The following is a 21,179-nucleotide window of genomic DNA, read 5'->3' as shown; positions in this document are numbered from 1 at the left end:
AAACAACAGCAAACGATTTAAAATTTTATATTTGCAGTTCGAAATAAAAAATAAAAACGCACAAATCCTATGGAATATTTAGATTTTGAGCTTCCAATAAAAGAACTAGAAGATCAGTTAGAAAAATGTATGGTTATTGGTAAAGAATCAGATGTTGATGTTACAAATACCTGTAAGCAAATCAATAAGAAGCTAATAGATACCAAAAAGACTATTCATAAAAATTTGACAGCATGGCAACGTGTTCAATTGTCAAGACATCCAAGCAGGCCGTATACATTAGATCATGTAAGAGCACTTTGCGGAGATACTTTTCTGGAACTTCACGGAGACAGAGGGTTTAAAGACGATAAAGCGATGATTGGTGGTTTAGGAAAAATTGGTGGTCAATCTTTTATGATTGTTGGTCAACAAAAAGGATACAATACAAAAACCCGTCAATATCGAAACTTTGGGATGGCAAATCCTGAAGGATATCGAAAAGCACTGCGTTTGATGAAAATGGCAGAGAAGTTTGGTATTCCAGTTCTTACGCTGATAGATACTCCAGGTGCTTATCCAGGACTTGAAGCAGAAGAACGTGGGCAAGGGGAAGCTATCGCCAGAAACATATTTGAAATGGTTCGTCTTAAGGTGCCTATCATCACTATAATTGTAGGTGAAGGAGCCTCAGGTGGAGCATTAGGAATAGGAGTGGGAGATCGCGTTTATATGCTGGAAAACACTTGGTATTCTGTAATTTCTCCAGAGTCTTGTTCTTCTATTTTATGGAAAAGCTGGGAATATAAAGAAATTGCTGCCGAAGCATTAAAATTGACTTCTTCAGATATGAAAAAGCAAAAATTAATCGACGATATTATACCAGAACCATTAGGAGGAGCTCACTTTGATAGAGAGACAACTTTTATAACCGTAGAGCAATATATCATGAAAGGATTTAATGAACTTAAAGACTTATCAACAAAAGATTTAATCGCTCAGAGAATGGACAAATACAGTAAAATGGGTGAATATAAAGAGTAAAATCTTACAAATTTAATAAAAATCCGAAGCCCTACAGTTTCGGATTTTTTTTTGGTTATAAACAAAATGCAGTTACTTGTAAACAATTATTTGTAATAAGTCAACAGCAATTTTTTTTAATTTTATGTTACTTTTGCTACATGGAAAACTTCAGGAATATAAACCCCGTCAAGGTCGACAAAACAACAATTATAAACCTGGAAAAAGGGAAGCTTCCTCCACAGGTATTAGAGTTGGAAGAAGCCGTTCTTGGGGCTATGATGATTGATAAAAAAGGAGTAGATGATGTAATTGATATTCTATCTCCTGATGCTTTTTATAAAGATGCTCACAAACATATTTTTGAGGCAATCGTTCAGTTGTTTACTGAAACGCAGCCTATAGATTTACTTACCGTATCAGCACAGTTAAAGAAAAATGCCAAATTAGATTTAGCCGGTGGTGATTTTTATTTAATTCAGCTTACGCAAAAGATATCCTCATCAGCGCATATCGAGTTTCACTCCCGTATTATTCTTCAAAAATTTATACAACGTAGTTTGATTCGAATTTCTTCGGAAATAATCGAAGAATCTTACGATGAGAGTACTGATGTTTTTGATTTATTGGACAGAGCAGAATCAAAGCTCTATGAAGTTACGCAAGGAAATATAAAACGAAGTTCTGAAACAGCTCAAAGTTTAGTACTACAGGCTAAAAAGAGAATTGAAGAAATTGCAGGGCAAGAAGGCTTAAGTGGTGTAGCGACAGGTTTTGAAAAGTTAGATAAAATTACTTCAGGTTGGCAACCAAGTGATTTAATTATTATCGCGGCAAGACCAGCGATGGGTAAGACGGCTTTTGTATTGTCAATGGCAAGGAATATGGCGATTGACTATGGTATGCCAGTAGCCTTATTTTCGCTGGAGATGGCATCTGTGCAATTGATTACCCGTTTGATTTCTTCTGAAACGGGTTTGTCTTCAGAGAAATTGCGTACTGGTAAATTAGAAAAACACGAATGGGAACAACTGAGTACTAAGGTTAAGAACTTAGAGAAAGCACCTTTGTTTATTGATGATACGCCTTCACTTTCTATTTTTGATTTAAGAGCAAAAGCAAGACGTTTGGTGTCACAACATGGTATCCGAATTATTATTGTCGATTATTTGCAATTAATGACTGCCGGAGGAAATGGTAAAGGTGGTGGAAACCGTGAGCAAGAGATCTCAACAATTTCCCGAAATTTAAAAGCATTAGCAAAAGAACTTAATGTTCCCGTAATAGCACTTTCTCAGCTATCGCGTGCAGTTGAAACGCGTGGATCTAGTAAAAGACCTTTACTTTCTGACCTTCGTGAATCGGGTGCGATTGAGCAAGATGCTGATATTGTATCTTTTTTATACCGTCCTGAATACTATAAAATTGATGAATGGGATGATGATGAAGCTTCACCTACAGCAGGTCAAGCAGAGATTATGATCGCGAAGCACCGTAATGGTAGTATTGAAAACGTTCGTTTGAAATTTATTGGACATCTCGGTAAGTTTGACAACTTAGAAGATCATAGCGGTAATTATGATGATTTACCTTCTTCTATGAATCAAGATGAAAGTTCATTTATAACTAAAAATTTGCCTTCGCCACATGAAGCATTCGGGAGTAATCTCAATGACGATGATGACGACAGTGACATGCCTTTTTAGAAAATTTAATAAGCCTATTTTTATAGGCTTTTTTTATGATTTGTAAAATTTCATTTTCTTTTTTCGATACTAATTTTTTGATTTTATTGTAGGTAAGTTTTTATCCTTTTATCAATGGAAAGTACGTTTTTATAAAAAAAGTAATTTTATAAGGTCAAGAAAGACGCTTCCAAATTCTGGAAAGATAATTAGATACGTAATCAGTTCAGTTATTTATTTGTGTAGATGGAGTGGTTTCTGTTAATTTAATTTAAAATTGTTTTTTATGTTTTAATACTAGTAATTTTAAGGTGGTTTTAAAAGTATAAAAAGTAGTGTTTAGGATGTTAAAAATTTAAAATATACTAATTTAGCCGAAGCTTTTAAATTAACACAAATATTTTAAGAACTTAAAAAACTAACTATGTCAAAAGAAACCGAACCAAATAAAGCAACTATTACAGTTGCAGGATTAATCAATGCTATTCCTTTAAAAAGGGCTCAAAAATGGGCCAAACGTTGGACGAATAAAGAAGGAAAATACAATAAACATCACGAATTAAACGCTTTTTTGATTCCTGCGGTTGATTTAAAAGAACTATTGGCCGAAAATGTAACTCATGTTAGAGCCTACATAGGAGTGCGCAAAATTAAGGCGGAAAAAAAAGGCGACAAACCAACTTATGAAGAAAAACTGATGTTTGTGGGGACAAAATTGGATCCAGAAACCGGAGTGTACGTTGATCAAATAAGTTATGGCAATGAAATGGGAAGTAGTCAAGCTGCTGAAGAAGGAATATATGATTTTTCAACGCCTTGTCCACCAGATGGTGATCCAAGTAGCCCTTTAAATGTTTAGAAGCTAGATGTATTATCCACTTGTACATATTGGGGAGTTATTATTATTTATTAACTTACTCCTTTACCTTAGAGGTTTTTCCACACGAGGTAAAGCTTTTAAGATTTTTACTTGTAATTTAATTTTGGTTTTTATTGTTCAAGTTATATCAGGAATATTAAAAGAACTGCACATTCATAATCTAGTCCTGTCTCATTTTTATTTTACCGGTCAGTTTATCATATTGAGTTTTTTTTATCACACTATTTTGAATGAAACATATCAAAAAAAGGTTGTCAAGATTGGTTTTTTTATAGGTTTATTGGCTTTAACTGTGCAATATGTTTATGACCCAAGTCTTTTTTTTAAATTTAATCTGTTTGAAATATTCATTACATCTTTTTTGTTAATCGTCTATGCGACCTTTAATTTTTATAATATGTTGAATGAAAAAAAAGAATTCTATTATATTAATATGGGACTTCTATTGTATTTGTTCGGCAGTACTGTTTTGTTTTTCGTAGGGAATTTGACAGCGAAACTAAGCGTAGAATTGAGTTATTTTACATGGACTTTGAATGCTTTTCTTGTAATTGTATATCAACTTTTTATTCTAATGGAATGGTATAAAAGTTTTTCAAAAAAAGAAATACAATTAGAAATATGAAAATGAATCCAGTTTATGAAAGAGAAATAGTTTCGATTATTTTATACACCTCAATTTTCTTTATCATATTAGCAGTTGTCCTAATTATGTTTTTTTATTATTCTCGAAAGAAGATTATTCAAAAAGAATTTGAGAAAAAAGATTTAGAAATTCTACATCAAAAAGAACAACTGCGTGCAGTAATTATTACTCAAGAAGAAGAGAGAAAAAGAATTGCACAGGATTTACACGATGACATCAGTTCGAAACTTAATATTGTCTCACTAAACAGTCACTTGTTAAAGACACCTAATTTAACGGACAAAGAGACGCTTGAAATTACGGGTAATATTATTGAACTTACGGCCAAAGCTTTAGAAAACACAAGAAGAATTGCTCATGATTTATTACCTCCTGTATTAGACAAGTTTGGCCTTCATGCGGGAGTTGAAGAACTGTGTTCTGAGTTCAACAGTAGTCAAGCAGTAGAAGTTAATTATCAAAATAATCTGGTATTTGATGAAGTCGATAAAGAGCGTCATCTTCATGTGTTTCGAATATTGCAGGAATTAATGAATAATTCGTTACGCCATGGAAAAGCGTCTAAGATAAGCATTTCTTTTGAGGAGAATGAAAAAGGGCAATGCTGCAGGTATACTGATAATGGAGTGGGTTTTGACTTGAGTGACAAGAAAAATCAGAATGGTCTCGGAATGAAAAATATTGAAAGTAGGGTTGATTTCTTAAATGCCACTCTTATGGTTGACTCTTCAATTGGTAAAGGATTTACAGCATTATTAAATTTTTAGAGTATGAATGAAACCATAAAAATTGTCTTAGTTGATGACGAAGTTCTTTTTAGAAAAGGCATTTCGTTTTTATTGGGAAGAGAAGAAAATATAGAAATTATTCATGAAGCCTCAAATGGGTTAGAGCTCGTTTCCTTTTTAAGGGAAAGTATAGAGCTGCCTGATATAATTATAACTGATTTAAAAATGCCATTGCTCAATGGAGTAGAGGCAACAAAAATTATTCATAAAGATTTCCCCCAAATTAAAATTATTGCCTTGACTAGTTATGATTCTAAATCCTTTATTGCTAATATGATAGATATTGGTGCGGTTTCATATATTGTAAAAAATGCAACACCCCAAGAACTTTTAGGCACGATTCAAGAAGTGGCAAAAAAAGGGTTTTATTACAATGAAAGGGTGAGAAAAATTATTCAGGATACCGCCTTAAACTCTAAGAATAGCAAAAGTAAATTAGATAGCGGTTTTCTTACTGCGAGAGAATTAGAGGTGTTGCAATTGATATGTGATCAAAAAACAACAGTAGAAATTGGAGAAATATTGTTTATAAGCCCAAGAACTGTTGAAGGACATAGGAATAATTTACTACTAAAAACAGAATCCCGAAATATTGCAGGATTAGTAGTTTTTGCTATTCAAAATGAAATAGCGACTATTAATTTTTAAATCATTGGAATAGAATTTATTACAAACTGAGAAATTGGAAAGAAAGAACATAGAAAGTTAATATAAGGACTACTAAAATTAGGATCCCTAGTTTTCTGATAATGTTGAATCGGTCAGATGGTTTGCTGTTTTCAGAGAGGTTCATAATCATTTTTATAGTTGTTTGTTTTTAATTAAAAGCATTTTTCAAATTTAAGTATAGCAGTTGGTTTGGCTATAGGTGTTTATACGTGTTTTTTATTTTCTGTACTTGGCAGTTTGGTTTAAACAGTTTCTTTTAGCGTGCTATCTTAAGAAGTATTGATTTAAAAAATTAAATTCGAGCGATATAAATCTTTTCCTTTTCTATCTTTGATTCAAATTCTTATACAATGATTCCTAAAAGAGTACTCTTTATTCTAGTCTTTCTGCTATCAATTGCTGCAAAAGCTTCTTTTATTTTGCTGCCAATGGACGAAAATACACAGCAGAATCACCTGAAAGCCTACGGGATTACATTTTGGTGTTTAGAAAAAAAGTTCAAAGCGAGCTGGTTACTCAATTATCGTGGTGGTTCTTTCTTGTTACCGGATGCTCCGGAGATTCGTAAGGAATGCCAAATTAGAGGGGTGAGTTTTGAAGTCCTTTCAGATAATGAAGAAGCTAGAATTTTAGATGAAATAGCAAGTCCATCTCAAAACATGGACGTCGTTATTCTTGAAAAAGCCCCTAGAATTGCTGTTTATACCCCAAAAGGCAAACAACTTTGGGATGATGCAGTTACCCTTGTTTTAACTTATGCCGAAATTCCATTTACTCCTATATATGATGAAGAGGTCTTAAGTGACCAATTAATACTTTATGACTGGCTTCATTTGCATCATGAAGATTTTACGGGACAATATGGGAAGTTTTTTGGTGCCTATAGAAATGCACCTTGGTATATTGAGGATAAGAAAGAAGCAGAGGAATTAGCATCCAAGTTAGGTTTTACTAAAGTTTCTGAGGAAAAAGGAGCTGTCGCAAAAAAAATAAGAGATTTTGTTGTTGGCGGAGGATTTATGTTTGCCATGTGCTCCGCTACTGATAGTTTTGATATTGCTCTGGCAGCTGTTGGAGTTGATATTTGTGAGCCAATGTTTGATGGTGATCCTAGTGATGCTAATTATCAGTCTAATATGAATTACGTTAATACTTTTGCTTTCAAAGACTTTGTTTTAGAAAGGAAACCTGATAAATATGAATTTTCAGATATTGATATGACAGAGAAACGTCGTATTCCTATGGATAAAGATTATTTTACACTTATGGAATTTTCCGCTAAGTGGGACCCTATACCCAGTATGCTATGTCAAAATCATACGCAACTCGTAAAAGGGTTTATGGGACAAACTACTTCCTTTGATGCTGCACTGGTTAAGTCAAACGTTTTAATAATGGGTAGTTGTGAGCTCAATGGGGAAGCACGGTACATTCATGGCGAAAAAGGAAAGGGAATGTTTACTTTTTATGGAGGACATGATCCAGAAGATTTTCAGCATCAGGTGGGGGAAGCACCTACGGTTTTGGATTTGCACCCTAATTCTCCGGGCTACCGATTAATTTTAAATAATGTATTGTTTCCTGCAGCCAAAAAGAAGAAACAAAAGACCTAAATTTGATTGCTTTCTAAAATCACTATTACATTATGGATTACGCATCAATTTTACAAGAAATACAACTGGAGTCAAATCAATTTCCCACTAAAGGAAATGTGACAGAAACCATACCTGAATTAGCGAAAGTGAATCCCAATAAATTTGGAATTCATTTGACGACTATCGAAGGGGAAGACTTTGGTATTGGGGACAGTAATGAAAAATTTTCTATTCAAAGTATTTCAAAAGCATTAACCGTGGCTTTGGCCTTTTCTTTTCTAGATGAAAAAATATGGGAAAGAGTGGGTGTTGAACCTTCAGGAACTGCTTTTAATTCTTTGGTTCAATTGGAACATGAAAAGGGTATCCCGAGAAATCCATTTATTAATGCGGGAGCAATTGTCATAGCTGATATGTTAGTTTCCTGTTTAGAAAATCCAAAAGAAGATTTTCTTGCTTTTATAAGGTTGATTTCTGGAAGTTCAACAATTGAATATAATTTGGACGTAGCGCAATCTGAGAAAGATACTCGCTTTAGAAATGCAGCTTTAGCTAATTTCTTAAAGTCGTTTGGAAATATTGAAAATGATGTAGATACTGTTTTGGATTTTTATTTTCATCAATGTTCCCTAGAAATGACGTGTAAGGAACTGGCACATTCTTTTTACTTTTTTGCCAATGAAGGAAAAACTAAAGAAGGAAAACAAATTTTAACAAGGAGTCAAGTAAAAAGATTAAATGCTTTAATGCAAACCTGCGGTTTTTATGATGAGTCCGGCGAGTTTACCTATAAAGTAGGATTACCAGGCAAAAGTGGAATTGGTGGTGGTATCGTGGCATTATTCCCTGAAATTTTTGTGGTAGCTACGTGGTCTCCAAAATTAAATAAGAAAGGCAATTCAGAATTAGGAATGCATGCCTTGGAATTATTGACTAATAAAACTGGGATGTCTATATTTTAGCAAAAAAAAGCTACTGTTTCCAGTAGCTTTTATATTTATATAAAAAATTAAACGGTACCATATTCATTTTCTTTGTCCAGATATTCCTGTACAATTTCGATAGCATTAGTAACCACATCGCTTAAGGCAGTAATAAAACTTCCCTCTTCAGCACAATTGATGGCATGCCTGATGGCTTCCGTTTCTTTTGGGATGATTTCATAAGTGACATTTTTACCTGAAGCCGCAATTCCCTCTAATATGAGATCTATAATTTCATCTTCGGTTCTTCCTCTCAAATATTTTTCTTGTCGAATGATGATGTGATCAAACATTCTGGCGGCAATAGAGGCGCACTCACGAATGTCTTCATCACGACGGTCTCCTACACCAGCAATAATTCCAATCTTTTTAGAAGCTTCAACACTTTGTAAGTACTCTTCCACACCTTTGTAACCGGAAGCATTGTGTGCAAAATCAATCAATACTTTGAATTTTTTGAACTCAAAAATATTCATACGTCCTGGAGTTTGAGCAGCACTAGGAATAAAAGTCTGTAAGGACAAACTGATATCTTCTGTTTTGAATCCCCATAAATAACTGGCTAATGTTGCTGCAAGAACATTTGCTATCATAAATTTGGCTTTTCCGCCAAGTGTTAAAGGAACATGAGTGGCACGTTCAATTCTAATTTTCCACTCTCCTTTTTTGACAGTAATAAAACCATTTTCATAAACAGCAACTGTTTTTCCTTCAGCGCTTAATTTTTTGATGAACGGATTTTCTTCATCTAAACTGAAGTAAGCCACATTACAACTTAAATCAGCACCTAATTTTATACAATGCTCATCATCTCCATTCAAAATAGCCCAGCCGTCTTTCTTAATGCTTTTTACGACAGTAGCTTTTACTCTTGCTAAATCATCCAAAGTATGAATGTCACTTATTCCTAAATGGTCTTCTTGTATATTGGTGATAATTCCGATGTCACAAATGCTGAAACCCAGGCCGGAACGTAATATTCCTCCTCTTGCAGTTTCTAAAACGGCAAACTCAACAGTAGGATCTCTTAATATATATTGCGCACTTTGAGGTCCCGTAGTATCCCCTTTTTCCATCATGTGATTTTGAATATAAATCCCATCAGAGGTAGTGAAACCTACTTTGTAACCATTGTTTTTTACGATATGAGCAAGTAATCGTGTTGTGGTTGTTTTACCATTAGTTCCAGTGACAGCGATAATCGGAATTCGGCATGATTTCCCTGGAGGATAGAGCATATCAATAACAGGAGCTGCTACGTTTCTAGGCAAACCTTCAGAAGGTGCTAGGTGCATTCTAAAACCAGGTGCTGCATTTACTTCAAGAATAACACCGCCATTATCTTTTAATGGCTGCGTTAAATTCTCAGCCATAATATCCACACCACAAATGTCTAATCCGATTACTCTTGAAATTCTTTCGGCTAGAAATATGTTTTCCGGGTGCATCATATCTGTAACATCTACAGAAGTTCCGCCTGTACTTAGGTTAGCAGTAGATTTTAAAAATACAATCTCACCTGATCTTGGTACAGTTTCTAAGGTATAATTTAATTTTTCAAGCAGGTCTTCGGTATCTCTATCCACATCGATTTGTGTTAAGACATTTTCATGTCCGTAACCTCTTCTTGGATCTAGGTTTTCTACGTCAATCAATTCTTGGATTGAGTTTTTACCATTTCCTATTACATGAGCAGGCACTCGTTTTGCGGCAGCTACTAATTTATTGTCAATCACTAAGATTCTAAAATCAAAACCAGTAATGAATTTTTCAACGATTATACGTCTGCTGAATTCTTTGGCGAAAGCCAAACCAGAAACAGCATCTTCCCAATTAGTAACATTAATAGAAGCGCCTTTACCATGATTTCCATCAAGAGGTTTCAGAACAATAGGATAACCAATTTTATTTATGGTCTCTGCCAAATCTTCTTCGTCTACACAAATACTTCCACTGGCGACAGGAATCGACGCCATATCAAGCATTTTTTTCGTCAGTTCTTTGTTGCAAGCCATATCTACGGCTATACTGCTGGTCTTACAAGTAATTGTAGCTTGAAAACGCATTTGGTTTATTCCGTGACCCAATTGAACTAATGAGTTGGTTCCCAGTCTTATCCAAGGAATGTTTCTAGAAACGGCTTCTTCTACGATACTTCCGGTACTTGGCCCTAAACGGACACGTTCTCTGATTTCTCGCATTTTTTGCAAATCACTTTCTAAGTCATATTCAGTTCCCGCAATTAAGGCTTCGGCAATTGCAACAGAAGATTCTGCAGCAAATAAGCCTACATTTTCTTCTGTGTAGCTGAAAACAACGTTATAAGTTCCCAGCGTTTTTGTTTCACGAGTTCTTCCGAACCCGGTTTCCATACCCGCTAATGTTTGTATTTCAAGTGCGATATGTTCAATTACATGCCCCATCCATGTACCACGTTCCACTCTGGAAAAAAATCCGCCTCGACAACCTTCTGAGCAACGATGTTCAATCATTGTAGGAAATATTGCCTCTATTCTTTCTTTAAATCCGTCAATCTTATTGGTTGGGAATTGTTCCATTTCCTCCAAATCCAACCGCATTTGGATTAGTTTTTTTCTTTGGATACTCCAAATATTTGGTCCACGAAGAGCTTGTATTTTTATTATTTTCATAAAAACGGAGGGGTTATTTTAGTTGAAACAAATTATTGTTAGTAAATTCTATTCTCTATTGTTTCTGTTAGGGAATAGACTGCTACCAATATAAAGGTTTTTGAATATGAAACAAAATTTATGTAGTTTAATTAACAGTAATGACGCGTTTATAATTATTAAAAATAAACAGAGTCGTTCAATAGCTCTTTTTTTTATTTTGTTTATTTTTGCCGGATGAATATAGTAGGAAAATTGATAATAATAGGAGGTGCAGTAGACAAAGGAAGTTTTACTGAAACCGATATAGATAAAAATAGCGCCAGTAATTTAAATTTTTTTGAAACTGGAATTCTTAAAAGAATAATCAGCGAATCAAAACATAAAGAAAACTCACGTATTGAGGTAGTTACTACAGCGTCAAAAATCCCCAAAGAAATTGGTCCTGAATATGTCAAAGCTTTTGCCTATTTAGACGCCACAAATATTGATGTTCTTTATATAGAAAAACGGGAGGAAGCCGCAGATGAAGCACTCTTGACACGCTTAAAAGCAGCCGATGTTGTAATATTTACAGGTGGGGATCAATTGCGTTTGACTTCAATTCTTGGTGGAACTCCATTTCATGATATCTTATTGGATAAATACCATAACGAGGAGTTTGTTTATGCTGGTACATCTGCCGGTGCAGCAGCAGCTTCTAACAGTATGATTTATCAGGGAAGCAGTTCAGAAGCGTTATTGAAAGGAGAAGTGAAAATTACCAGCGGACTCGGTTTAATAGACGGTGTTGTTATTGATACCCATTTTGTTAGAAGAGGTAGAATAGGGAGGTTGTTTCAAACAGTTGTAAGCAATCCAAAAGTACTAGGAATAGGATTAGGAGAAGATACGGGTTTATTAATTACTAATAATAACGAAATGGAAGCGATTGGTTCTGGATTAGTTATTTTAGTGGACGGACGTGATATTAAAGATACTAATTTGACTCAGGTAGAATTAGGACAACCCATTTCAATAAATAACTTGGTGGTTCATGTAATGAGTATGAATGATACTTATAACATTGGAACACATAAAATGCAAATTCATACTTCAAAATAGAACTAATGTAAGTTTAGGGTGGGCGATTACCAGCAGAATGTTGATGTTTTACAAACAAAAAAGGTGTTGCCTCACGAATGAATTTGCAATCTCAAATCAAAAATTAATGAAACTAATTATACATGGTGGTTTTTTCTCTGAATCTTCAACTAATAATGAGACTAAAATAGCCAAACAAGCAGCGCTAGAGCAAATAGTTAAAGATTCGTATGACTATCTAAAAACGCATTCAGCTCTTGAAACAGTAGTTTTTGCCGTTTCATTGCTGGAAGACAATGAACTATTTAATGCTGGCATTGGATCTCAAATACAAAGTGACGGAAAAATCAGGATGAGTGCTGCGATAATGGATGGGGAAACCCAAAAAATGAGCGGTGTCATTAATATCGAAGAAGTAAAGAATCCAGTTCAAGTAGCCCAAATATTAATGCAATACGACGACCGCGTCTTAGGCGGAAGTGGAGCAACAAACTTTGCAAGAAAAAATGGCTTTGAATCATTTTTGACCGAAATTCCACAACGTCGTGCTGAATATGAAGAAAAAGTAAAATCGTTGGGTACTGGAACCGTCGGTTGTGTTGCTTTTGATCAAAACGGAAAAATAGCAGTTGCCACATCCACAGGAGGAAAAGGATTTGAAGTTCCGGGTAGAATATCTGATTCAGCAACTGTTGCGGGTAATTATGCTAATTCATTTTGTGGTGTGAGTTTAACAGGAGTAGGTGAGGACATTATGAGTAATGCCACTGCAACTAAAATTGTAACCCGCGTTACAGATGGTTTTTCTTTAGAAGAAGCTTTCGCCAAAACGTTCAAAGAGCTAAAACCGTATGATGGATTTGCAGGTGCAATTGCCATTGACGGCAAAGGAAATATATACCACCAAGATTCTCATCCCTCGATGGTTTTTGCAAGTTTCGATGGCGATACATTTGAAGTGTTTGAATAGTTAGTTCAATGAAAATTCAAACCAGATAGGGATATGGTCTGATATTTTTCTCGCTTCTTTCAGCGAGTTGAAATTTTTGTAAAAAGGGATAAACCCTGAGTTTATAGTTTTAATCTTAGAGGTTTTATAATACATATTATCAAATTCAGAAGCAAGACATCGGTCATTTTTACATTTTTGTTTTAACGATGTCTTTTGGCCAACCAAAATAGGTTGGTATCCCATTTTTCTCAAAGGATTAAAAACGTTATGTGATTGCGGACAATTGAAATCACCCGCAAAAATTAAATTTAGTGTAGGGTATTCGCCAGGGAAGAATTTGAAATATTTTATTTCGGTTTCTGGCTGCATTTTTTGGGTTATCGCATGAAAATTCACAACGGTAAATTGTTTGCCTTGATATTGGAATGTGGCTAAATATGGTTCTCTGTCAATTTCTAAATTGTATTTTTTTTCTAACCATGCCTTACCAATTATTTTAAGTTTTGCAGTTTTCCATATAAAGGCATAGCGCTCCGTTTTATAGGCACTACTGCTTGTAGGATCACTAATTACATAATCCCATTTGCTTCCTTTACGATTTAGTTCGTCTGCTAGTTTTGCAACGGCTTGTGCACCGCCATAACCTGCCACTACTTCTTGAACGGCGACGATATCATATTCCCTCACGGTCTGTGCTATATGAGTAATTTCTTCTTGAGATTTTGATTGACCGAAGTTTTCAATATTCCAGGATAGCAGTTTTGTTTGGGAGTAAAAGGCAGTATAAAAAAACAGGAGGAGTACTAAAAGAATACGTTTCATTTATTAGGGGAAAATACGATTGAAAAGGTTGCAACCTAGTCAAATTTTTTAAAAGAATCGTGATTAAACTTTCATTTGTTGTAGAAAAATGAAAAAATGGCAGGAGTAAAGTGGAAGAGTTAAATAGCGATTAGCTCACTATTTATTTTGGTAGTCAGTCTGTAAAATTACTTGACTTTTAGATTGTATTTATAACCTTGTGAATCAGTAGCTAATAGTTTGTTTTTTCCATTCCATTCTACAACAATTTCTATGGCTATAGCATCTTTATTGATCAGAGTACCAAGGCCAATTTCCCCTTCAATATTTATATTGCCATGGACATTATCTCCGTTTTCATCAGTGCCTATAACCTTCTGTAAGTATTGACTAAGTTCTAAAGAATCCTTATTTTTCTCAACTTCATAAGTTGATTTAGGCGAAAGCTGAGTTGATTCACTCGAATTTTTACATGAGCAAAAGATTAGGGATATACAAAAAAGGGATATTGGGATGTTATGAGTAATGATCATGTAGGTTTTTTTCAAAAGTACAATGGTATATATTGATTTCTTTACGGGAAACCTCATTGTGGTAAGGAATATTAATGTTTTTTTAAATGTCACTATTATTACGATGATACAATTCCTATAGTTGATTTATCGGGATAGAATTCATCAGGTTATAATTATCCGTTTTGCGAGTACTTTAGTGTAATAATTTATTTGTTGTATGCGAGTTTATTAGTGCTTTCTATTTTACTATTATAAACCTTTTTTCGAATATCATTTACAAAATTGATAGTATCATTTTTTGATTTTAACGGAACTCGTTTTATGATGGTTATTCCATTTTTTAGATTTATCTTCATACCATATTGCTTGTAATTATTCATTTTAGCTGTAATTACTACAATCAATAAAGACGAAATAATTAAAATTAGGTTCGCTTGTAAGTAGAAAAAAGCAAAAAGAGTACCAACTACAGAAAAGATAATTATTAGAAATTCATAAATGGGTTTGATCTTATTTACGGTAATGTAAATATCTTTTAAATCCGAAATTAGTATTTCTTTTTTGGTTCCTGATTTATATAAGATAATTAGGCGGTCATTATCAAGAACAATTTGATCTATTTTTATATTAAAATTCATGGAGTCTTTTTTTTTGTAATGCTATTGATACGTTTGGATTGTTGTCTATTTCTAAGAGGAAGTGGGTATTCCATTAGTCCAATGTTCTGCTTATTTTTTTTAGATTTTTATTTGGTCATAAAAAGTTTTACTAAAATGTGAACTATGCATGTTATTTCTGGTAATTACAATAGGGTCGGATGTAGGCAAGATTTGCGATTCCATATTCTTTATTTTAGATACGGCAAACTTACTTCCAATAATCCACATTAGGTTACGGGAAACCGCATTGGACGTAAATTAAATCAGAATGCCTTTATAATTAGTCTTATAAAAAAATATAGTATTTCTTGCGGTAGAAATGGAGAAGGGGATGTAGGTGTAAAAGGAGAATTAGATATGTTAAGGATAAATCATAGTTTAAAAATATATTTATTGATAGCAAGCACTACTTAATTTGACATTTATTTTTGAAAACCTTTTGATTTGTTTTTTGGTTAAAATGGATTTTTCTTGTGCTTTGTTAATGCGTTCAGCTAATAGCTCAGATTTGATTTTCATGTAAGGGTATTTCGTCAATGAAATAGGATTGCCGTTTAGCGACTTTTCGTAATGTTTAATGTATTCCTTTACGTAATTTTTATAATCAATAAGAAGTTTACTCCATTTATTATCAATGATGTTTTCATTGTTTTCTTCGGTAGTACCCAGTTCTTCTTTTTTATTGTGAATTCGCATGCTTTGATTATTAAAGTGAAACATTTTGTAAATTTTAATCAAAGCAAATTTAAGTGCAAAAGAAGAGATTACTTTACGGAAAACCGTAATGGACTCTTTTTTATTTTTGGTGTCATTGTTAGTTAATTATTGACTTGTAAATAAAGATTTGAGATTAGTATAAGGTATAATTATTTTTTAAATTAATCTCGTTTTTTAATTTTACGTAGTCATTAAATGTCCAGACTAAGCGAGGAAAGAATTTGCTTTTTAAATCAGTCCTAAATCTTTGGCAATCGCTATTAGATGTACATTATTGTTGGCTTTAAAGTAAATTTTCAATTTGTTAATTCGCTTTTCTATACTACTACTGCCATTAGGTATTATTCCTGAATTTTTAAATGATATCGAAATTTCGTCTAGGGTACAGCCATTAGATAATAATTTCAGTAGTGAAATATCGTAGGCTTCAATTTCAAGTAGTGATTTGTCATTTAAAGCATAGACTAATTCAGATGAAACATTCTTTTCTTCGGTTTTGAAAATATTTTCTACCGCAATTTTAAGTTCGGGGATACTTGTTCTGCTTTTCGAAACATAGGCATTGATACCTAAATTATTAAAGAGGGATTTTATACGGTAGGACTTGTCTTCTATGGAGAAGACAATTGTTTTAATATTGGGTTGGATTTGCTTGACGGCTTCGATTAATTCGTCACCGCACGTTAGCTTATTTTCGCGATGATCACTTTTAAAAGATAAATCAGTAATCAATAGATCATAGGGGGCATTGTCATGAAGTGCTTTTTTTATTTTCAAAAAGGCATCATCACAATATTTAGAATGTTCTATTTCCGGAATGGAGAGTGTCTCTAAAGCTTGTACAACTGTAATGCTGATGCTATCTAGATCTTCGGCAACTAATACTTTTTTGAACATCATGATGTCGATTATATAATGAATAGAATACTTGATTTAAATCCTTTAATGGATTTAGTGTCAAATGTAATTATTCCTTTATTAGCTATAATACGGTTTTCCACATTTGTAAGTCTATTTTTAAGTTTATTTTGAAAAACGTTGTTTCGTTATAGATAGCAGTAGGAGCGATACCTAAATTTTTTTCAAAGGATAGCACTTTTAACATAGTTTGGCTAGGGGCTCCGTGTTGATTAATAGCTTATGAGGTTTTCTGTAAGTGTTGCTTTTCTATCGCATGGCAGTTGATTAGTGCTATTCAATAAATTTGACGTTGCTGCTGAGTAGTATGTTTTGAGCTTGAGCAATAACTTAAGTTCTTGTTTTTGCAATTAGATATTATTCTAGGGCAGATTAATAAAAAGATAGTTTTAAACTTTAGCTATTTTTAGCGGTATTCACGAAGTTGTAATTTTTAATTATTATAGAAAATATAATTAATTGTGATAACCCTAAATGTGAATTGGCCTAATTTGATGCTTTCTTAAAACAAAAAACCCCATCACGCCAGGGCGGATGAGGTTTCTTTATAAGTAAGTAATCTAAATTGAGTTTATAAAACGTTTATTTTACTTTATTAAGTACAGCTTTGAAAGCTTCAGGGTGGTTCATCGCTAAATCTGCAAGAACTTTTCTGTTCAATTCGATTCCGTTAGCTTTTACTTTCCCCATGAATTGTGAATAAGACATTCCTTCTAATCTAGCTCCAGCGTTGATACGTTGAATCCATAAAGCACGGAAATTTCTTTTGTTCACTTTTCTATCACGGTAAGCGTAGCACATTGCTTTCTCTACCGCATTTTTAGCTACTGTCCAAACGTTTTTACGTCTACCAAAGTAACCTTTGGCTAGCTTCATTATTTTTTTTCTTCTTGCTCTTTTTGCAACTGAATTTACCGATCTTGGCATAATTTTATTGTTTTTTTTGTAGCAGGCGTCCCGAATTGAATCAAGAGAACTTAAAGGCCATACTCCAAGGTTATTTTAAATTGTTTTAACCTAAAGAAATCTAGGCAATAGTTAGTAGGCATTAGGCAAAAGTTTTACAACTATTGGCTAGTGACTTTTTACTACTGGCTTATTAGATAATTCTTAATTGTTGTTTGATGCTTTTCATATCTGTTTTGTGAACTAGCGCTGAATGTGTCAAAGCTAATTTACGTTTTTTAGATTTTTTAGTCAAGATGTGACTTTTAAAAGCATGCTTTCTTTTAATCTTTCCAGAACCAGTAACTTTAAAACGTTTCTTGGCGCTAGATTTGGTTTTCATTTTAGGCATTTTTTCCTAGTGTTTTAATTTATTCTTACTTACTTATTTTTACTTACCCCAAACCTCTCCTTCCGATAGCTATCGGAAGGAGAGGTAATCGAGGTGTATCAGTAATCCTATTACATCTAGTTAAGCCTCCTTCGGAGGGACTAGGGGAGGATTCTTATTTTTTCTTCTTAGGTGCAATGAACATAATCATTCTCTTTCCTTCAAGAACTGGCATCGCTTCTACTTTTCCAAATTCTTCTAAGTCTGTAGCTAATCTCAATAATAAGATTTGACCTTGATCCTTATAGATAATCGAACGACCTTTAAAGAAAACAAACGCTTTCAATTTAGCACCCTCTTTCAAGAATTTTTCGGCATTCTTTCTCTTGAACTCATAATCATGCTCATCTGTTTGAGGACCAAAACGAATTTCCTTTACGACTACTTGAGTAGATTTCGCTTTTAGAACCTTATCACGTTTCTTTTGCTCGTAAACAAATTTCTTGTAATCCATGATTTTACAAACCGGTGGCTCCGCATTAGGCGAAATCTCGACTAGATCTAATTCAAATTGATCTGCTAATCTTAGGGCTTCAGAAAGTTTAAAAACTCCTGGCTCAATGTTTTCACCTACAAGACGTACTTCTTGTACACCACGAATAAGATTGTTTATTCTGTGGGCATCCTTTTTTTCTACGCGAGGTTGATAACCTCTGTTGCTTCTTATTGCTATGACTTTATAATTTAAGTTAAACTGTAAATACTTTTAATGTCTTTTTGATCTCTTCATCTACTATTGCAGCAAATTCTTCGATCGTAACGCTGATGTTCCCTTTTCCTTCCTGTCCATGACGACGGATAGAAATGGTACCGTTTTTCTCTTCTTCCTCGCCTACAATCAGCATAAACGGGATTTTTTGCATTTCAGCGTCTCTAATTTTCTTACCTATTGTCTCATTTCTGTTGTCAACGAGGGCGCGAATTTCGTGATTTTCTAGCAAATCTAAAACTTTTTTCGCATATATTTCATATTTCTCACTCAAAGACAATATAATAGCCTGTTCTGGCATCAACCAGAGTGGGAAATTTCCTGCAGTGTGTTCTAGTAAGATAGCTATGAATCTTTCCATCGAACCAAAAGGAGCTCTATGAATCATCACAGGTCTATGTAATTCGTTATCAGATCCTTTGTAAGTTAAATCAAAACGTTCCGGTAGGTTGTAATCTACCTGAATTGTTCCTAATTGCCATTGTCTTCCTAAAGCATCTTTTACCATGAAATCTAACTTCGGACCATAGAATGCGGCTTCGCCATATTCAATAACAGTGCTTAATCCTTTGTCTGCAGCAGCATTGATAATTGCATTCTCTGCTTTTTCCCAGTTTTCATCAGTTCCTATATACTTTTCTCTGTCCTCTTTATCTCTAAGTGAAATCTGAGCTGTAAAGTTTTCGAATCCTAATGAACCAAATACATAGAGTACCAAGTCAATTACTTTTTTAAACTCTTCATCAAGTTGCTCTGGAGTACAAAAAATATGTGCGTCATCTTGAGTAAACCCACGTACACGTGTTAATCCGTGTAGTTCACCACTTTGCTCGTATCTGTAAACTGTTCCAAATTCAGCATAACGTTTTGGTAGATCTTTGTAGGACCAAGGTCTTACATTGTATATCTCACAGTGATGAGGACAGTTCATCGGTTTTAATAAAAACTCTTCTCCTTCATTAGGAGTAGATATTGGCTGGAAGCTATCAGCTCCATATTTTGCATAATGACCAGAAGTGACATAAAGCTCTTTGTGACCTATATGAGGTGTAACCACTTGCTCGTATCCTGCTTTTTTCTGTGCTTTTTTCAAGAATTGCTCTAATCTTTCTCTCAATGCAGCTCCTTTAGGAAGCCATAGTGGTAGACCTGCTCCCACTTTTTGTGAAAAAGCAAACAACTCCAGTTCTTTCCCTAGTTTTCTGTGATCGCGACGTTTTGCCTCTTCAAGTAAAAGAAGATACTCCGTTAAATCTTTTTGTTTAGGGAATGAAGTCCCGTAAACACGTGTTAATTGTTTATTTTTCTCATCACCGCGCCAATAAGCACCAGCGACACTCATTATTTTCACTGCTTTGATGATTCCAGTATTTGGAATATGTCCTCCACGACATAAATCGGTAAAAGTATCATGATCGCAAAACGTAATCGTTCCGTCTTCAAGATTAGTGATCATCTCGGTTTTGTAAACATTATCTTTGTATAGCTCTAATGCGTCTGCTTTAGAAACAGGACGAAGTTTGAACTCGTGCTTTCCTCTCGAAATCTCAAGCATACGATCTTCAATTTTCTTAAAGTCTGCCTCTGTGATTTTTTGATCTTCAAAATCTACGTCATAATAAAAGCCGTTGGCAATTGCAGGTCCAAGAGTCAATTGAATACCAGGATACATCTCTTCCAGAACTTGTGCCATAACGTGTGAAGTAGAATGCCAAAAAGCTTTCTTCCCGCCTTCATCATTCCATGTATATAATATAAGACTGCCATCCGTTGTCAAAGGCGTGGTTGTTTCTAGTGTTGTACCATTAAAAGAAGCCGAAATTACATTTCTAGCAAATCCTTCACTAATGCTTTTAGCAACATCCATCGGAGTTACGCCTGACGCGAACTCTTTAACTGACCCATCGGGCAAAGTAATCTTAATCATTGTTTGTTAATTTAAGAATGCAAATATACGCCATTACAAAAACACAAACAATAGATAGCTAAGGTTTGTTGTATATATAGGAGTAAAACAAAGCAGTTTTGTGTTTATCGCTGTAAAAAGGGAGATGTTCTTTGTTTTTAGGAGCTATTTCCTGCTATTCGCTACAATCTATTGAACCATCCCGATAACTATCGGGATGGTTCAATAGGATTTTCGCTGCTATCAGGGCTATGGCACTAGTGCTTTGTTGGGTGTTTTGTGTTTTTTATAAACTGTAGATAGATTAATAAGATGTGTTTCAAAAGGATTTGCTTTGATAAGTAATTCTTCGCGCTAGTTTGACAAATGCTTCTTCTTGTTCTAGGAAGAAGGCTGAAGCTTCGATTTGGTTATAGAACTTGTTAATTTTAATAGAGGTCTATTCGGGCTTAATCAGCAAACTCTCGCTTTTCTTCAGGAAGTGGTTGAGAGGTCCATGTTCAATAAGTCAAGAGATCTCGCATTTTGAGGGGTTAATTTTGCGAATTCTTGCAAGGCAGTTCGTTTAAATACTGATAATTCCTACTTTTTAATAACTAGGTTAAAGAGCATGATTCTTAAATAATAGATTTTCAGCGAGTTAAACTCAAGGTTAAGAGAACATCAAAAAAAAGCTAAATTAAAGTATTGTTTAACGGTATAAAG

Annotated in this window: 19 protein-coding genes; 9 read left to right on the top strand and 10 right to left on the bottom strand. The window is 34.1% G+C overall.

The genetic code is table 11. From position 1 onward, the window contains the following. Positions 1-69 precede the first annotated feature (69 nt). The 7 genes from QO182_RS18300 (at position 70) to QO182_RS18270 (ending at position 8,227) form a co-directional block, all read left to right on the top strand. Positions 70-1,023 carry an acetyl-CoA carboxylase carboxyltransferase subunit alpha gene (locus QO182_RS18300; RefSeq protein ID WP_371543238.1) on the top strand — a complete coding sequence of 318 codons (954 nt, stop codon included), beginning with the start codon at positions 70-72 and terminating at the stop codon, positions 1,021-1,023. Between the two features lie 140 nt (positions 1,024-1,163). Continuing rightward, positions 1,164-2,708: a replicative DNA helicase gene (dnaB, locus tag QO182_RS18295; RefSeq protein ID WP_371543235.1), complete on the top strand. Its 1,545-nt coding sequence runs from the start codon at positions 1,164-1,166 to the stop codon at positions 2,706-2,708. 403 nt (positions 2,709-3,111) lie between these two features. Next, positions 3,112-3,546 carry a hypothetical protein gene (locus QO182_RS18290; protein WP_371543232.1) on the top strand — a complete coding sequence of 145 codons (435 nt, stop codon included), beginning with the start codon at positions 3,112-3,114 and terminating at the stop codon, positions 3,544-3,546. Between the two features lie 642 nt (positions 3,547-4,188). Then, positions 4,189-4,980, top strand: a complete 792-nt coding sequence (locus tag QO182_RS18285; protein WP_371563307.1) for a sensor histidine kinase — start codon at positions 4,189-4,191, stop codon at positions 4,978-4,980. A 3-nt stretch (positions 4,981-4,983) separates the two neighbouring features. Continuing rightward, positions 4,984-5,649, top strand: coding sequence for a response regulator (locus QO182_RS18280; RefSeq protein WP_371563304.1), 666 nt, complete (start codon positions 4,984-4,986; stop codon positions 5,647-5,649). Between the two features lie 371 nt (positions 5,650-6,020). Further along, complete coding sequence (locus QO182_RS18275) at positions 6,021-7,283, top strand: asparagine synthetase B (RefSeq protein ID WP_371563301.1); 1,263 nt, start codon at positions 6,021-6,023, stop codon at positions 7,281-7,283. Between the two features lie 32 nt (positions 7,284-7,315). Further along, positions 7,316-8,227 carry a glutaminase gene (locus tag QO182_RS18270; protein WP_371563298.1) on the top strand — a complete coding sequence of 304 codons (912 nt, stop codon included), beginning with the start codon at positions 7,316-7,318 and terminating at the stop codon, positions 8,225-8,227. 47 nt (positions 8,228-8,274) lie between these two features. Here the strand turns inward: QO182_RS18270 and cphA are convergent, their stop codons facing one another. Then, a complete protein-coding gene (gene cphA, locus QO182_RS18265) occupies positions 8,275-10,899 on the bottom strand; it encodes a cyanophycin synthetase (RefSeq protein ID WP_371563296.1) in 2,625 nt (874 codons plus the stop codon). A 216-nt stretch (positions 10,900-11,115) separates the two neighbouring features. Here cphA and QO182_RS18260 point away from each other — a divergent pair, with 216 nt between their 5' ends. Together QO182_RS18260 and QO182_RS18255 are read left to right on the top strand one after the other, a co-directional pair. Continuing rightward, positions 11,116-11,982, top strand: a complete 867-nt coding sequence (locus tag QO182_RS18260; RefSeq protein WP_371543217.1) for a cyanophycinase — start codon at positions 11,116-11,118, stop codon at positions 11,980-11,982. A gap of 106 nt (positions 11,983-12,088) precedes the next feature. After that, positions 12,089-12,931 (top strand): isoaspartyl peptidase/L-asparaginase, encoded by an 843-nt coding sequence (locus tag QO182_RS18255; protein ID WP_371563293.1) that lies wholly within the window; start codon positions 12,089-12,091, stop codon positions 12,929-12,931. On the opposite strand, the gene QO182_RS18250 is transcribed toward QO182_RS18255, so the two are convergent. The 9 genes from QO182_RS18250 to thrS all read right to left on the bottom strand — a co-directional run bounded on the left by QO182_RS18250 (position 12,932) and on the right by thrS (position 20,495). Continuing rightward, positions 12,932-13,735 carry an endonuclease/exonuclease/phosphatase family protein gene (locus QO182_RS18250; protein ID WP_371563290.1) on the bottom strand — a complete coding sequence of 268 codons (804 nt, stop codon included), beginning with the start codon at positions 13,733-13,735 and terminating at the stop codon, positions 12,932-12,934. A 167-nt stretch (positions 13,736-13,902) separates the two neighbouring features. Next, positions 13,903-14,304: a hypothetical protein gene (locus QO182_RS18245; protein WP_371563287.1), complete on the bottom strand. Its 402-nt coding sequence runs from the start codon at positions 14,302-14,304 to the stop codon at positions 13,903-13,905. A gap of 131 nt (positions 14,305-14,435) precedes the next feature. Further along, positions 14,436-14,867, bottom strand: a complete 432-nt coding sequence (locus tag QO182_RS18240; protein WP_371563285.1) for a hypothetical protein — start codon at positions 14,865-14,867, stop codon at positions 14,436-14,438. 411 nt (positions 14,868-15,278) lie between these two features. Continuing rightward, positions 15,279-15,608: a hypothetical protein gene (locus QO182_RS18235; protein ID WP_371563282.1), complete on the bottom strand. Its 330-nt coding sequence runs from the start codon at positions 15,606-15,608 to the stop codon at positions 15,279-15,281. Positions 15,609-15,833: 225 nt separating this feature from the next. Further along, the gene (locus QO182_RS18230; RefSeq protein ID WP_371563327.1) at positions 15,834-16,502 is read right to left on the bottom strand and encodes a response regulator; all 669 of its coding nucleotides are present in this window, start codon (positions 16,500-16,502) and stop codon (positions 15,834-15,836) included. Positions 16,503-17,105: 603 nt separating this feature from the next. Next, positions 17,106-17,450: a 50S ribosomal protein L20 gene (gene rplT / locus QO182_RS18225; RefSeq protein WP_016990536.1), complete on the bottom strand. Its 345-nt coding sequence runs from the start codon at positions 17,448-17,450 to the stop codon at positions 17,106-17,108. A 172-nt stretch (positions 17,451-17,622) separates the two neighbouring features. Further along, on the bottom strand, positions 17,623-17,820 hold the full coding sequence (gene rpmI, locus QO182_RS18220) for a 50S ribosomal protein L35 (RefSeq protein WP_022827375.1): 198 nt from the start codon (positions 17,818-17,820) through the stop codon (positions 17,623-17,625). Positions 17,821-17,974: 154 nt separating this feature from the next. Further along, complete coding sequence (infC, locus tag QO182_RS18215) at positions 17,975-18,532, bottom strand: translation initiation factor IF-3 (RefSeq protein ID WP_369699884.1); 558 nt, start codon at positions 18,530-18,532, stop codon at positions 17,975-17,977. A 16-nt stretch (positions 18,533-18,548) separates the two neighbouring features. Further along, complete coding sequence (thrS, locus tag QO182_RS18210; protein ID WP_371543199.1) at positions 18,549-20,495, bottom strand: threonine--tRNA ligase; 1,947 nt, start codon at positions 20,493-20,495, stop codon at positions 18,549-18,551. Positions 20,496-21,179: the final 684 nt, after the last annotated feature.

The organism is Flavobacterium sp. Arc2, from assembly GCF_041431385.1.
Classification (GTDB): Bacteria; Bacteroidota; Bacteroidia; order Flavobacteriales; family Flavobacteriaceae; genus Flavobacterium.
The sequence above is the reverse complement of the archived record's forward strand: the minus strand, read 5'-3'. Positions and strand labels throughout refer to the sequence as shown.

What these genes read in the sequence shown, in the direction of transcription:
- QO182_RS18300 (WP_371543238.1), top strand. Translation starts at nt 70, where the DNA reads ATGGAATATTTAGATTTTGAGCTTCCAATAAAAGAACTAGAAGATCAG.
- dnaB (WP_371543235.1), top strand. Translation starts at nt 1,164, where the DNA reads ATGGAAAACTTCAGGAATATAAACCCCGTCAAGGTCGACAAAACAACA.
- QO182_RS18290 (WP_371543232.1), top strand. Translation starts at nt 3,112, where the DNA reads ATGTCAAAAGAAACCGAACCAAATAAAGCAACTATTACAGTTGCAGGA.
- QO182_RS18285 (WP_371563307.1), top strand. Translation starts at nt 4,189, where the DNA reads ATGAAAATGAATCCAGTTTATGAAAGAGAAATAGTTTCGATTATTTTA.
- QO182_RS18280 (WP_371563304.1), top strand. Translation starts at nt 4,984, where the DNA reads ATGAATGAAACCATAAAAATTGTCTTAGTTGATGACGAAGTTCTTTTT.
- QO182_RS18275 (WP_371563301.1), top strand. Translation starts at nt 6,021, where the DNA reads ATGATTCCTAAAAGAGTACTCTTTATTCTAGTCTTTCTGCTATCAATT.
- QO182_RS18270 (WP_371563298.1), top strand. Translation starts at nt 7,316, where the DNA reads ATGGATTACGCATCAATTTTACAAGAAATACAACTGGAGTCAAATCAA.
- cphA (WP_371563296.1), bottom strand. Translation starts at nt 10,899, where the DNA reads ATGAAAATAATAAAAATACAAGCTCTTCGTGGACCAAATATTTGGAGT.
- QO182_RS18260 (WP_371543217.1), top strand. Translation starts at nt 11,116, where the DNA reads ATGAATATAGTAGGAAAATTGATAATAATAGGAGGTGCAGTAGACAAA.
- QO182_RS18255 (WP_371563293.1), top strand. Translation starts at nt 12,089, where the DNA reads ATGAAACTAATTATACATGGTGGTTTTTTCTCTGAATCTTCAACTAAT.
- QO182_RS18250 (WP_371563290.1), bottom strand. Translation starts at nt 13,735, where the DNA reads ATGAAACGTATTCTTTTAGTACTCCTCCTGTTTTTTTATACTGCCTTT.
- QO182_RS18245 (WP_371563287.1), bottom strand. Translation starts at nt 14,304, where the DNA reads ATGAGGTTTCCCGTAAAGAAATCAATATATACCATTGTACTTTTGAAA.
- QO182_RS18240 (WP_371563285.1), bottom strand. Translation starts at nt 14,867, where the DNA reads ATGAATTTTAATATAAAAATAGATCAAATTGTTCTTGATAATGACCGC.
- QO182_RS18235 (WP_371563282.1), bottom strand. Translation starts at nt 15,608, where the DNA reads ATGTTTCACTTTAATAATCAAAGCATGCGAATTCACAATAAAAAAGAA.
- QO182_RS18230 (WP_371563327.1), bottom strand. Translation starts at nt 16,502, where the DNA reads ATGTTCAAAAAAGTATTAGTTGCCGAAGATCTAGATAGCATCAGCATT.
- rplT (WP_016990536.1), bottom strand. Translation starts at nt 17,450, where the DNA reads ATGCCAAGATCGGTAAATTCAGTTGCAAAAAGAGCAAGAAGAAAAAAA.
- rpmI (WP_022827375.1), bottom strand. Translation starts at nt 17,820, where the DNA reads ATGCCTAAAATGAAAACCAAATCTAGCGCCAAGAAACGTTTTAAAGTT.
- thrS (WP_371543199.1), bottom strand. Translation starts at nt 20,495, where the DNA reads ATGATTAAGATTACTTTGCCCGATGGGTCAGTTAAAGAGTTCGCGTCA.